Consider the following 12,522-nt stretch of genomic DNA (forward strand, 5'->3'; position numbering starts at 1 on the left):
GGACCCGAGAACCACTACAAGGGCTGCACCCGTATCACCAGCCGAAACGCCGAGCATTGCGCCGCAGATCGAACCTCTAACCGAACGGCATTGGGTTTAGGGCTCGTTCTGTGCCGACGGCACGGTGGTCGCGCACACCGGCGTCATCCACGGCATGTGGCGGGCGCGCGGCGAACGCCCGCCATTCGCACTCCTACTCGGAGCGGAACCCGCGGTCCCCTTCGTGTCGGCGATGTCGCTGCCCGAACAGGTCGACGAAGCCGCCTAGTGCTGTGGGCGCCCGCTGGAACTCGTACGCTGCCGGACGGTCGACCTCGGCCGGTGCAGCCGCTCGAGGTGGGCGGCCGCGCTGTCCAGGAGCATCTCCAGGGCTGTCGGGTAGGCGCTGGTGACCATGCGGGTCGCCAGCAGCGGCGCGGCCTCGGCGATCCGGGGGTGGGTGGCGGCCGGCAGGTGCGCGTACGTCGAACGCCACATGTCCTCGTCGGCGCGCTGGGAGGCTCGGGGCAGGGCCAGGGAGGCCGCGTCGAGTGCGGCGAAGGCCAGCGCCTGGTCGATGAAGGCGTGGTAGATCCGCACGGTGTCAGGCACCGGGAAGCCGGCCGTGCGCAGCACGTCCAGGACGGCCTCGTCGGCGGCCAGTTCGTGGGCGCGGCCGGTGACCCGGCTCGCGGTCAGCTGCGCAGCCTGCGGGTGGGCCACGTACGCGGCGTGGATGCGCGAGCCGATCGTCTGCAGGTCCGCCCGCCACTTCCCCGTAGGCTGCCAGCCCCGCAGGGCCTGCCCCATGAGGGCGTCGCCGATGGCGAGGGTGAGGTCGTCCATGCCGCGGAAGTACCGGTACAGGGCGCTCGGGTCGCAGTCGAGTGCCAGGCCGAGTCGGCGGGTGGTCAGGCCGGCGCTGCCGTGCTCGCGCAGCAGCCGCAGCGCGGTCTCCACGACGAGCCGCTCGGACAGCACGGTGCCGCTCCTGGTGGGACGGCGCCGCTGTCGCTTCTCCTCGGGCACCACTGGTTTCGGCACCGTCGTCACTCTCTTCCGCACATCTGTTCCGAGTCTTATGCCAACGGTATTGACCTTACGTGAATCCAGGGCGTTGTATCTCCGGTCAGGCGCGCCTCGTCTTCGATGTCTTTGACCGAGAGGGAATTCTTGCCATGCGTGTACTACTCGTGGGAGCCGGCGGTGTGGGCACCGCGATCACCCGGATCGCGGCCCGGCGCACGTTCTTCGACCTGATGGTGGTGGCCGACTACGACCTGGGGCGTGCCGAGGCGGCCGTCACGGCCCTCGGTACCGCCTCGTCCCGATTCCACGCTGAGCACGTGGACGCGGGCGACGAGGCGGAAGTGGCGGCGCTGCTGCGGCGGCACGAGTGCGACGTCCTGCTCAACGCAACCGACCCGCGCTTCGTCATGACCCTGTTCCAGGCGGCGCGGTCGGCCGGCGCCAGCTACCTCGACATGGCGATGTCGCTGTCGCGGCCGCACCCCGAGCGGCCGTACGCGGAGTGCGGGGTCAAGCTCGGCGACGCGCAGTTCTCGCAGGCCGAGGACTGGGCGAAGGATGGCGCGCTGGCCCTGGTCGGCATGGGCGTGGAGCCCGGCCTGTCGGACGTGTTCGCGCGGTATGCGGCCGATGAACTCTTCGACGAGATCGAGGAGATCGGCGTCCGCGACGGCGCGAATCTCACCGTCGACGGCTACGACTTCGCGCCATCCTTCAACATCTGGACCACGATCGAGGAGTGCCTGAACCCGCCGGTCGTCTACGAGGCGGACCGGGGTTGGTTCACCACCGCGCCGTTCAGCGAGCCCGAGGTGTTCGACTTCCCGGAGGGCATCGGGGAGGTCGAGTGCGTGAACGTGGAGCACGAGGAGGTGCTGCTGGTCCCGCGCTGGATCGACGCGCGGCGCGTCACCTTCAAGTACGGGCTCGGGCGGGAGTTCATCGAGACGCTGCGGACGCTGCACCTGCTGGGCCTGGACCGCACCGACCCCGTGACTGTGCGGGGCGCCGACGGCCCGGTCGCGGTGTCGCCCCGGGACGTGGTCGCCGCCTGCCTGCCGGATCCGGCGACGCTGGGCGAGCGCATGCGCGGGAAGACCTGCGCGGGCACCTGGGTGCGGGGCGTCAAGGACGGTGCGCCGCGCGAGGTGTACCTCTACCACGTGGTGGACAACGAGTGGTCCATGGCGGAGTACGGTAGCCAGGCGGTGGTGTGGCAGACCGCGGTCAACCCGGTTGTCGCGCTCGAACTCCTCGCCACCGGCGCCTGGTCGGGCTCGGGCGTTCTCGGCCCGGAGGCGTTCCCGGCTCGCGTGTTCTTGGACCTGTTGACCGAGTACGGATCGCCCTGGGGCATGCGCGAGCACTGAGCAGCCCTGTCGGTTCCGGACCCGCGAGTTCGCCGTTCCGCTCCGCTTCGAGGGGGGACCCCGAACGCAGCCGCTCGTGCTCGGGCACCGCGGCGTACGACTCCGTCAGACGCCCGCCGAGCACTTTCGCCAGGCGGTCCGGCTTCGCCCGGCGGAGAAGCGACGCACCGGGTCCGGGACCAGGCCCGCGCCGGGCTTCGGCGACACCAGCGACTTGGCGACCATCTCGATCACCGTCGCCGGCCGAGCTATCGCAACTTTCGGACCCTGCACAGCAGTTCCTCCCTGGCGGAAGCTCCGGTGCAGGGATCGTACGACGCCCGCATTGGCAGAAGTCACCAAATACTGCTGACACCACGTCTCGCATACTTGTTGGTAACAACGTCTAGTCCCCAGCCGACCTGCGGCTCTACCGTGCTCGTATGCCGCCGAACCTGCCCGATGTAGTGCTCTGGTCCATACCGGCCTTCGTCCTGCTCACTGTCCTCGAAATGGCTCTCCATCACTTCCACCCCGATGACGAAGCCGCCGGGTACGAGGCGAAGGACGCCGTCACCAGCATCACCATGGGTCTCGGCAGCCTCGTCTTCGACCTGCTGTGGAAAGTGCCCATCGTCGCGATCTACACCGTGGTCTACGAGCTGACCCCGCTCCGCGTGCCCGTGCTGTGGTGGACCGTTCCGCTGATGCTGCTCGCGCAGGACTTCTTCTACTACTGGTCCCACCGCGGCCACCACGTCATCCGGGTCCTCTGGGCCTGCCATGTGGTCCACCACTCCAGCCGGAAGTTCAACCTCTCCACCGCGCTGCGCCAGCCCTGGACATCGCTGACCGTCTGGCCGTTCTATGTGCCGCTCATCGCCTGCGGTGTCCATCCGGCCGCGCTCGCCTTCTGCTCGTCGGTGAACCTCGTCTACCAGTTCTGGGTGCACACGGAGCGCATCGACAAGCTCCCCAGGCCCTTCGAATACGTGCTGAACACGCCCTCCCACCACCGGGTGCACCATGCGTCGCAGGGCGGCTACCTGGACCGGAACTTCGGCGGCATCCTGATCCTTTGGGACCGGCTCTTCGGGTCCTTCACCGCCGAGACGGAGCGGCCCGTGTTCGGCCTCACCAAGAACATCGACACATTCAATCCGCTCCGTGTCGCCACCCATGAGTACGCGGCCATCGCCCGCGATGTGCGGGCGGCGGGCAGCTGGAGCGAGCGGGCCGGGCGGATCTTTTGCGGGCCCGGCTGGCAGCCGGCCGGAACGGCCGTCCGTACGGCCGTCCCCGCCCAGGAGCGCACCGGATGAGCGCCGCTGCCGTCACGGACCGGCGGGAACGTCTCGTACGCCCGCTGCTCATCGCCTTCCTCGTGGCCTCGGCCGTCGACCTTTTCGGCCTGCTCGCCGACGTCTCGGTCGCCCACCTCGTCGCCAAGCCCCTGCTGATGCCGCTGCTGGCCGGGTACGCCGCCGCCCGGCGCGGCCCCCGGCTGCTCATCGCGGCGCTCCTGTTCGGCTGGGGTGGTGACACGTTCCTGCTGTTCGACGCCGACGCCGCCTTCCTCATCGGGATGGGCTCCTTCGCCGCAGGTCATGTCTGCTATCTCCGGCTCTTCGGACGTGCCCGCAGCCCGCTGCCCATCGGGGTTGTGTATGCCGCCTTCCTGGCCACCTTCGTCGCGCTGCTCTGGAGCGGGCTGCCGGCGGACATGCGGATTCCGATGACCGGCTACAGCCTGCTGCTCACGGCGATGGCGTACCGCGCAGGCACCCTCGGCCCGTACGCGGCCGTCGGCGGGGCGCTCTTCCTGCTCTCCGACGCGCTCATCGCCACCGGCATCGCCGACTGGCCGCAGCTGCCTGCCCCCGACTTCTGGGTCATGCTCACCTACATCGCGGCACAGTTCCTGCTGACCGTCGGAGCGCTCGCGCCCGGTGCCGGATGGGGCGGTGTCACCCCTGGTACCCGCCGCCCGTCTTCGACCTGACCATCGGCCTCGACGACGTCCCCGCCGGTTACAGGACGATGGACGACCGGACGGTGCTGAAGGTGTTCATCAAGCCGTGAGCCAGGCGGTCGCGTCCGCCCCCAGCGGGCCGGGCGGGCGCGACCAGTCGGCGGGGGAGCCGTCGAAGGCGACCGGCGGCCGGGCGTGCCGCAGCCGGCCCAGCGGGCTGTCCGTCTCCGTGAGCCACTTCTCCGCGTCGTACGAACCCGCCGTGGCCCCGGGCTCGTGCCGGGCGGGCAGCTCGTCGAGCAGCCACGCGGCGGTACGGGCGAGCGAGAGCGTGACCAGCCGGGAGCCGCCCTCGTCGTGCTGCTCGGTCAGTGCGCGCAGCACGGCGGCGGCCAGCAGATAGCCCGTGCCGTGGTCGAGTGCCTGCGCGGGCAGCGCACCGGGCGGGTTCTCGGGCCCTGCCGCGGCCTCGACCGAGGCGATGCCGGTGGCCACCTGCACCAGGCTGTCGAAGCCGCGCCGCTGCGCCCACGGACCGTGTCCCCAGGCCGAGATTCGCCCGATCACCAGCCCAGGCCTGCGCGCGGTCAGGGACTTTGGCGTCAGGCCGAACCGCTCGATCGCACCGGGCCGGTAGCCGATGACGACCACATCCGCACCGGCCAGCAGCTTGTCGAACGCGGCCGTACCCGGGCGGCTACCGAGGTCCAGGTCCACCGACCGCTTCCCGAAACCGGTGTCGCTGTGCGCGTCCTGGCTCTCCGGGAGCTGCGGGGCGTCGATCCGCAGGACGTCCGCGCCGAGCAGCGCGAGCGTACGGGTGGCGACGGGCCCCGCGATGACCCGGGTGAGGTCCAGCACGCGCAGCCCGGCGGCGGGCAGCAGCGGTTCACCGGCGAGCGCCGCCGTGCGGCGGGCCGGCCCGCCGCCGATGCGGTCCCTGGCCACCAGCGGCGTGCCCGCGACCGCCGCGCCTCGAGGGTCGGCCGCCCACTCCTCGGGCGTACGGGCGACCACGGCCAGGCCGCCCGCGGCGTACACCGTCCGCTCGATCTCCGGTCCCCGGCGCCCGGCGAACGAGGCCGCGACGGCGTCCACGGCGATGTCGTCCGAGGTGTCCGCGGGCAGCCCCAGCGTGGCGAGCAACCGGGCCCGGTGGTGCGGGTAGTTGGCGTGCGTACGGACCCAGCCGTCCGCCGTGCGCCAGAACCGGGACAGTGGGGCGAAGTTGGTCGGTGCGCGCCCGTCGATCCGCAGATGGCGCTCGCTCGTGAACGCCGTGGCCACCGCACCGTCATCAACCCGGACCTGCGGCACGGGGCGTGCGGTGCGGCGGGCGGCCAGTTCGGCGGCGGCCAGTGAGCAGACCGCGACGGCGGAACGCGCCAGTTCCATGGCGGGCAACCGGGCGGGCAACAGCCCGTCGGGACCGCTCGTCCCGATGTGCGCAAGAAGCGCGGGATCACCGCCGAGCGCCGCCCAGGCCTGCTCCGTACCGGATATTCGTGCGTGAGTCATCCCCGCACTATGGCACTGAGTGCCACCTGTCAGAAAGGGGCGCAGGAAGATCACAGGCCCGGAAACAGGCCCGGGAAAAGGCGGCGGGAGGGGCCGACGACCCAGGCCCCTCCCGCCGCGCCGGCTTCCCTACCAGCGGACCGCGTTCAGCGCGTTCACGACACCGGCCCCGTAGAAGCCGTTGCGGTTCTTGCCGCCCTCGCAGACGGCGTCGATCTTGCCGTCACCGTTGATGTCGTACGGCGCGCCGCACGCGGTGGCGTCCGCCTCCGCCGTCAGAAGCGCCTTCACCGCACCCGCCGAGGCGTGCGGGTGCGTCGACTTGATCAGGGCCGCGACACCCGCGACATGCGGGGAGGCCATCGACGTACCGGCCTTGTAGCCGTACTTGCCGCCCGGCAGCGTGGACAGGATCAGACCGCTCGTCGCGGGCGGTGCGGGCGTCTGATAGACCGTCGAGTCGCCGCCCGGGGCCGCCACGTCGATGACACCGTTCCCGTAGTTCGAGTACGAGGCCTTCAGACCCTTGGCGCCGGTCGCGGAGACCGTCACGACGCCCGGCAGCAACGCCGGGATGTCGAGGCACTCGCGCGGGTTGATCGTCCGGGTCACGGCCGTGGTGTCATTCGGGCTGGTCGTGTCGTCGATCGCGCCGGAGGCCAGGTCGAACTTGCTGTTGCCGGCCGAGGCGACGTTCACCGTGCCCTTGTGCTCCGCGTACCGCGTGGCACGGGCGACAGCATCGACCAGGGCGCCCTGGTCGGGGTCGTTCTTGCAGTTGAACATCCACGGGTCGGTGTAATAGCTGTTGTTGGTGACATCGACGCCGTGCTCGGCGGCCCAGACGAAGCCGCAGACGATCGACTCGGTGTAGAAGAATCCGTCCGGGTTCGCCACCTTGATGCCGGCGACCTTCACGCCCGGCGCGACCCCCGTCACCCCGATGCCGTTCTTCGCGGCGGCGATGGTGCCCGCGACATGCGTGCCGTGGTCGCTCTCACCGGTCTTCGGACGCCAGACGCCGTCCGCCGTGTCCGGCGCCCCGGACACACAGCTCGCCGAGGCTCCGCGGTCGAAGTTCGGTGCCAGGTCCGGGTGGGTGTCGTCGACACCCGTGTCGATGACGGCGACCGTGACCTTCCGGCTGCCCAGCGACTCCTGGTGCGCCTGGTCCGCCTTGATGGCGGGCAGATCCCACTGCAGGGGCTCCATCGGATCCTGGTCCGCCGTCGCCTTCGCCGCCGCGCCCCTGGCCTGCTCGGCGGAGAGCGGCTGCTCGACCCCGATGTCCGTCGTGGCCTGCGGAACGATGGGGTTGGTGCGGGTGGCCCCTGCTGAATCGACGCCCTTGACCCGGCGGATCGACGCCGCGAAATCCGGGTTCTGCGACTGGACGACGATGACACCGATCTGTTCGTAGGCGATGACCACCGTGCCGCCGGCCTCGGCTATCGCCTTCTTCACCTGCTTGACGGTCCCGGGACCGCTCCGCGTGTTGACCACGTACGAAAGCTTCGGGCCGTCCGTCGACACCGCAGCCGTGGGCTGCGCGTCCATGGGTGCGGCAGAGGCGGCCCCCGTCGGCAGGAAGCCGAGCGAGGCCGTGAGTGCCAATCCGACGGGCAGCGTCAGTGCGCGCGTCCGTCTGGATCCCAGGTGAGCCATGGGGTCTCCACATCATCCGTGCCGGTCGACCGGACACGGGTGTGTCCGATCGCGTACATGACGAGTGAAGTTATCGCTGATCATCCCTGCTGATCAATGAGTTCGGGCGACTCGGTTCGACCGGATGGCCGCCGGACGGGCGCGAAGAGTTGAGTCCGAGAAGTGCGCACCCGTGGTGAACCGCTTCGTCGCGCTCTCCGTGCCGTTGTCAGGGGAGGCGCACCATCACCCCCCGACATCGAGGTTTTCCTTTGAGTTCCAACGTCCCCTTCACCACCGCACCCGCGTCGCGAGGAGATTCCGTGGCTATCGATGCACCGCCGCCCGAGGGCAGTACGGACACCCGCCCTGCCCAGCCCACGACCGAGGCGTTCCTCGCGACGCAGGAGGGCGAAGAGTTCGGCGAACTGCGCCGCACGTACCGCTCGTTCGCCTTCCCGCTGACGATCGCCTTCGTCCTCTGGTACCTGCTGTACGTGCTGCTGTCCAACTACGCGGGCGGCTTCATGGGCACCAAGGTCTACAGCAACATCAACGTGGCCTTCGTGTTCGGTCTCGCCCAGTTCGTCACCACGTTCCTCATCGCCTGGCTCTACTCGCGCCACGCAGCCGCGAAGCTCGACCCCAAGGCCGAGGCCATCAAGTCCCGCATGGAGGCCGAAGCATGAGCGCCGCGTACCACTCGCACCCCGCCCTCCAACTGGCCGCCTCCTCGACCACCGAGCACCGGCCGCTGATCATCACGCTCTTCGCCGTGTTCGTCGCCGCGACCCTGGGCATCACCATCTGGGCCGGACGGCAGACCAAGAGCGCCTCCGACTTCTACGCCGGTGGCCGCCAGTTCACCGCCTTTCAGAACGGACTCGCGGTCTCCGGCGACTACATGTCGGCGGCCTCGTTCCTCGGGATCGCCGGGGCCATCGCCCTCTTCGGTTACGACGGCTTCCTCTACTCCATCGGCTTCCTCGTCGCCTGGCTGGTGGCCCTGCTGCTGGTCGCCGAACCGCTGCGCAACTCGGGCCGCTACACGATGGGCGACGTCCTCGCCTACCGGATGCGCCAGCGCCCGGTCCGTACCGCCTCGGGCGTCTCCACCATCATCGTGTCGATCTTCTACCTGCTGGCCCAGATGGCGGGCGCGGGCGTCCTGGTCTCCCTGCTCCTCGGCATCACGAGCGACGCGGGCAAGATCCTCATCGTCGCGCTGGTCGGCGTACTGATGATCGTGTACGTCACCATCGGCGGAATGAAGGGCACCACCTGGGTCCAGATGGTCAAGGCCGTGCTGCTGATCGCCGGTGCCCTCCTGATGACCTTCCTGGTGCTGCTGAAGTTCAACTTCAACATCTCCGACCTGCTGGGCACGGCCGCCTCGAAGAGCGGCCACGGAGCGGCGTTCCTGGAGCCCGGCCTCAAGTACGGCGCCACCGGCACCTCGAAGCTGGACTTCCTCTCCCTCGGCATCGCCCTGGTCCTCGGCACCGCCGGCCTGCCGCACATCCTGATCCGCTTCTACACGGTGCCGACCGCCAAGGCCGCCCGTAAGTCGGTCAACTGGGCCATCGGCATCATCGGCGCCTTCTACCTGATGACGATCGCGCTCGGCTTCGGCGCCGCGGCCCTCATCGGCCCGGACGAGATCAAGGCGAAGAACCCGGCCGGCAACGCGGCCGCTCCGCAGCTCGCCGAGTATCTCGGCGGGGTCGGCACCACGGGCGGTGCTGTGCTGCTCGCCGTGATCTCGGCCGTTGCCTTCGCCACCATCCTCGCCGTCGTCGCGGGGCTCACCCTCGCCTCCTCGTCCTCCTTCGCGCACGACATCTACGCCAACGTCATCCGCAAGGGGAAGGCCACCGAGAAGGAGGAGATGCGGGCCGCCCGCTGGGCCACCGTCCTCATCGGCGCGGTCGCGATCGTCCTGGGCGCCTTCGCCCGCGACATGAACGTCGCCGGGCTCGTGGCGCTCGCCTTCGCCGTCGCCGCCTCCGCCAACCTGCCGACGATCCTCTACAGCCTCTTCTGGAAGCGGTTCACCACCCAGGGCGCACTGTGGTCGATCTACGGTGGTCTGGCCAGCTCGGTGTTCCTGGTGCTGTTCTCGCCGGTCGTCTCCGGCAACCCGAAGACGTCGATGTTCAAGGGCGTCGACTTCGCCTGGTTCCCGCTGGAGAACCCGGGCCTGATCTCCATCCCGCTGGGCTTCCTGCTCGGCTGGGTCGGTTCCCTCCTCTCGAAGGAGGAGCCGGACAAGGGCAAGTACGCCGAGCTGGAGGTCAAGTCCCTCACAGGCATCGGGGCGCACTGAGGGGAAGAGTCTTCCGCTCCACGCGTCACCCCGGATCCGTGGCCGCGTCGTAGAGTCCTACGACGCGGCCACGCCGCTCCTCGTGACCAACGGGCCCATCCGATGTCACAGGTCTCGCGTAGTCTCGGAGAAGTAAGCCGGACGAGCCGGATCCGCGGCCGGGAAGTCGTTGACGGAGGGGGCGCACATGCTCATCGACACCTTCGATCGAGTCGCCACAGACCTCCGTGTCTCGCTGACCGACCGGTGCAATCTGCGGTGCACGTACTGCATGCCGGAAGAAGGCCTGCAGTGGCTGGCCAAGCCCGACCTGCTCAGTGACGACGAGATCGTGCGGCTGGTCCGCATCGCCGTCACCCGGCTCGGCATCACCGAGGTCCGCTTCACCGGCGGTGAGCCGCTGCTGCGCCCCGGGCTCGTCTCCCTCGTGGAGCGGTGTGCGGCCCTGAGCCCACGCCCCAAGATGTCGCTCACCACCAACGGCATCGGGCTGAAGCGCACAGCAGCCGCGCTCAAGGCCGCCGGTCTGAACCGGGTCAACGTGTCGCTGGACACCCTGCGCCCCGACGTCTTCAAGACACTCACCCGCCGTGACCGCCAACACGACGTACTGGCCGGCCTGGAAGCCGCCCGCGACGCCGGCCTCACCCCGGTCAAGGTCAATAGCGTCCTGATGCCGGGACTCAACGACGACGAGGCTCCCGACCTGCTCGCCTGGGCCATCGAGCACGACTACGAGCTCCGCTTCATCGAGCAGATGCCGCTCGACGCGCAGCACGGCTGGAAGCGCGACGGCATGATCACGGCAGGCGACATACTCCAGTCGCTGCGCACCCGCTTCACTCTCACCGAGGAGGGCGACGGCGAGCGCGGCTCCGCCCCCGCAGAGCGCTGGCTTGTCGACGGCGGCCCCCACCGTGTCGGTGTCATCGCCTCCGTCACCCGCCCCTTCTGCCGGGCCTGCGACCGGACCAGACTCACCGCCGACGGCCAGGTGCGCACCTGCCTGTTCGCCCGCGAGGAGACCGATCTGCGCGGCGCCCTGCGCTCGGACGCGCCGGACGAGGAGATTGCCAGGATCTGGACGCTCGCGATGTGGGGAAAGAAGGCCGGATCCGGTCTGGACGACCCGTCCTTCCTGCAGCCCGAGCGGCCGATGTCGGCGATCGGCGGCTAGTGCCCTGGGGTACTAGCGTCCGTCCGTCTCTGATGCGCCGGACTCCCACTCAGCCAGCGTCACGACATCCTTGAGGAAGCCCCGGACACCCAGGAACGAGGAGAGGTGCTCCCGATGTTCTTCGCAGGCCAGCCAGGTCTTACAGCGCTTTGGGGTGTGCAGCTTCGGGTTGTTCCAGGCGAGCACCCATACGGCGTCGGCCCGGCAGCCCTTGGCGGAGCAGATGGGTGCGGTGGCAGCGCTCTCGGCCGCGGATTCAGGGGAGTTCACGGACTCAACCCTAGGTCAGTGTCTGTGTCGGCCTCACGGGCCGGCCGCCCCACGCATTCCTTGCCGAAGAAAAAGCGACGCCGAGCAGCCACGGGGGGAGCTGCCCGGCGTCGGTCTGTCGCTCCGACGGGGGATGCGGAGCGCGTACGAAGTATGTCACGCAGACCGGGGTGCGGGGCACCGTAACTTCAGATTGAGTTTGAGGTTTTCTGAGCCTTGGGCGCGGTGCGGCCCCAACTGTGCCTATGCCGATTCGCTCATGCCGATTCTTCGCCGCGCCGGGCCCCGTCGGCCTCCGGACCGGACTCCGCGGAACCGGCCACGGGTGCCGCGTCGAGCGCCGGACGCATCGGCGTCGGGACGAAGGTCGAAGGAAGCGAAGGGGTGTTCTCCCGGCCCGCGTTGGCGATGACCACCGCCACGTACGGGAGCAGAGCCCCGAGCGCCAGCGCCACGATCGCGACATACCGCTCGACGTTCCACAGGACGGCGGCCAGGATCACCGAAACCGTCCGTACGGACATCGAGATCACATAGCGTCGCTGCCTGCCGCGCACATCGTCCGCGAGCCCCTGCCGGGCCCCCGTGATCCGGAAGACCTCGACACCGCTCTGCTTGCGCATCATGTCTCCACCACCCTTCCCCCAGCGCCTCGCGGGCCGGGGGAGACCTCATTCCCAGGCCGGACGCTCCCCGGCCCGGACCGCATCCACCGTACGCCCGGCGTGCGACGGCTTCGAGACCGGGGCACGCCGCATTCGTGCATATCGGCAGCCGTGACGCACGTACGGACGCGTCCGACATGCCGTGTACGGCCCACGGGCCGAGACTGGGCGCACATGCGCGACATCGCGGCGCACGAGGAGGCGGCATGGGCTGGCTGTGGGCAATCATCGTGGGTCTGGTGCTCGGTCTGATCGCGAAGGCGATTCTGCCCGGCAAACAGAAAATCCCGCTTTGGCTGACGACGATTTTCGGCATGCTCGGCAGCGTCCTCGGCAATGCCGTCGCCACCGGGATCGGTGTCAACGAAACAAAGGGCATCGACTGGACGCGCCATCTGTTCCAGCTGATCGGTGCAGTGGTCATCGTCGGTGTCGGTGACATGCTGTGGGCCTCGTTCCGCGGCTCCAAGCAGAAGGCCTGAGCCAGCAGAGGGCCTGGGCCGGCACGAGGCGGGCCAACAGACGGCCCGGGCCACCGACGGGCCACAAAACACTGCGGCCGGACACGCGTCACGCGTGCCCGGCCGCAGCGC

General features: G+C 69.5%; 13 protein-coding genes and 1 pseudogene. 9 read left to right on the plus strand and 5 right to left on the minus strand.

Annotated elements, in window-relative coordinates; translation table 11 throughout:
- The first annotated feature begins 124 nt into the window (after positions 1-124).
- Positions 125-268 (plus strand): UbiD family decarboxylase domain-containing protein, encoded by a 144-nt coding sequence (locus ABTZ94_RS31655; RefSeq protein WP_351205923.1) that lies wholly within the window; start codon positions 125-127, stop codon positions 266-268.
- Here ABTZ94_RS31655 and ABTZ94_RS31660 read toward each other — a convergent pair.
- Positions 265-1,023 carry a TetR/AcrR family transcriptional regulator gene (locus tag ABTZ94_RS31660; protein WP_351205925.1) on the minus strand — a complete coding sequence of 253 codons (759 nt, stop codon included), beginning with the start codon at positions 1,021-1,023 and terminating at the stop codon, positions 265-267. The genes ABTZ94_RS31655 and ABTZ94_RS31660 overlap by 4 nt on opposite strands.
- 134 nt (positions 1,024-1,157) lie before the next feature.
- On the opposite strand from ABTZ94_RS31660, the gene ABTZ94_RS31665 reads away from it, so the two are divergent.
- The 4 genes and pseudogenes from ABTZ94_RS31665 to ABTZ94_RS31680 form a co-directional block, all read left to right on the plus strand.
- Positions 1,158-2,378: a saccharopine dehydrogenase family protein gene (locus ABTZ94_RS31665; RefSeq protein ID WP_351205927.1), complete on the plus strand. Its 1,221-nt coding sequence runs from the start codon at positions 1,158-1,160 to the stop codon at positions 2,376-2,378.
- A gap of 422 nt (positions 2,379-2,800) precedes the next feature.
- Positions 2,801-3,679 carry a sterol desaturase family protein gene (locus ABTZ94_RS31670; protein WP_351205929.1) on the plus strand — a complete coding sequence of 293 codons (879 nt, stop codon included), beginning with the start codon at positions 2,801-2,803 and terminating at the stop codon, positions 3,677-3,679.
- Complete coding sequence (locus ABTZ94_RS31675; protein WP_351205931.1) at positions 3,676-4,359, plus strand: lysoplasmalogenase; 684 nt, start codon at positions 3,676-3,678, stop codon at positions 4,357-4,359. Before ABTZ94_RS31670 ends, ABTZ94_RS31675 begins: the two co-directional genes overlap by 4 nt.
- Positions 4,338-4,439 (plus strand): annotated as a pseudogene (locus ABTZ94_RS31680) (alcohol dehydrogenase); the annotation flags it as partial. The gene ABTZ94_RS31675 and the pseudogene ABTZ94_RS31680, both read left to right, overlap by 22 nt.
- On the opposite strand, the gene ABTZ94_RS31685 reads toward ABTZ94_RS31680, so the two are convergent.
- The gene (locus ABTZ94_RS31685) at positions 4,429-5,847 is read right to left on the minus strand and encodes a CoA transferase (RefSeq protein ID WP_351205933.1); all 1,419 of its coding nucleotides are present in this window, start codon (positions 5,845-5,847) and stop codon (positions 4,429-4,431) included. The pseudogene ABTZ94_RS31680 and the gene ABTZ94_RS31685 overlap by 11 nt on opposite strands.
- Positions 5,848-5,976: 129 nt before the next feature.
- Positions 5,977-7,512 carry a S8 family peptidase gene (locus ABTZ94_RS31690; protein WP_351205935.1) on the minus strand — a complete coding sequence of 512 codons (1,536 nt, stop codon included), beginning with the start codon at positions 7,510-7,512 and terminating at the stop codon, positions 5,977-5,979.
- A gap of 302 nt (positions 7,513-7,814) precedes the next feature.
- Here ABTZ94_RS31690 and ABTZ94_RS31695 point away from each other — a divergent pair, with 302 nt between their 5' ends.
- The 3 genes from ABTZ94_RS31695 to moaA all read left to right on the plus strand — a co-directional run bounded on the left by ABTZ94_RS31695 (position 7,815) and on the right by moaA (position 10,994).
- The gene (locus tag ABTZ94_RS31695) at positions 7,815-8,180 is read left to right on the plus strand and encodes a DUF485 domain-containing protein (protein ID WP_351205937.1); all 366 of its coding nucleotides are present in this window, start codon (positions 7,815-7,817) and stop codon (positions 8,178-8,180) included.
- Positions 8,177-9,817, plus strand: a complete 1,641-nt coding sequence (locus ABTZ94_RS31700; RefSeq protein ID WP_351205939.1) for a monocarboxylic acid transporter — start codon at positions 8,177-8,179, stop codon at positions 9,815-9,817. Before ABTZ94_RS31695 ends, ABTZ94_RS31700 begins: the two co-directional genes overlap by 4 nt.
- A gap of 187 nt (positions 9,818-10,004) precedes the next feature.
- Positions 10,005-10,994 (plus strand): GTP 3',8-cyclase MoaA, encoded by a 990-nt coding sequence (moaA, locus tag ABTZ94_RS31705; RefSeq protein ID WP_351205941.1) that lies wholly within the window; start codon positions 10,005-10,007, stop codon positions 10,992-10,994.
- Positions 10,995-11,006: 12 nt separating this feature from the next.
- Here moaA and ABTZ94_RS31710 read toward each other — a convergent pair whose 3' ends face one another.
- Entirely contained in the window at positions 11,007-11,264 is a 258-nt protein-coding gene (locus ABTZ94_RS31710; RefSeq protein ID WP_351205943.1) for a hypothetical protein, read from the minus strand.
- Between the two features lie 257 nt (positions 11,265-11,521).
- A complete protein-coding gene (locus tag ABTZ94_RS31715; RefSeq protein ID WP_351205945.1) occupies positions 11,522-11,890 on the minus strand; it encodes a DUF3099 domain-containing protein in 369 nt (122 codons plus the stop codon).
- A 245-nt stretch (positions 11,891-12,135) separates the two neighbouring features.
- Between ABTZ94_RS31715 and ABTZ94_RS31720 the strand changes: the two genes are divergently transcribed.
- Entirely contained in the window at positions 12,136-12,411 is a 276-nt protein-coding gene (locus tag ABTZ94_RS31720) for a GlsB/YeaQ/YmgE family stress response membrane protein (RefSeq protein WP_351205947.1), read from the plus strand.
- Positions 12,412-12,522: the final 111 nt, after the last annotated feature.

This window comes from Streptomyces sp. NPDC002785 (assembly GCF_040295565.1).
Lineage (GTDB): Bacteria > Actinomycetota > Actinomycetes > Streptomycetales > Streptomycetaceae > Streptomyces.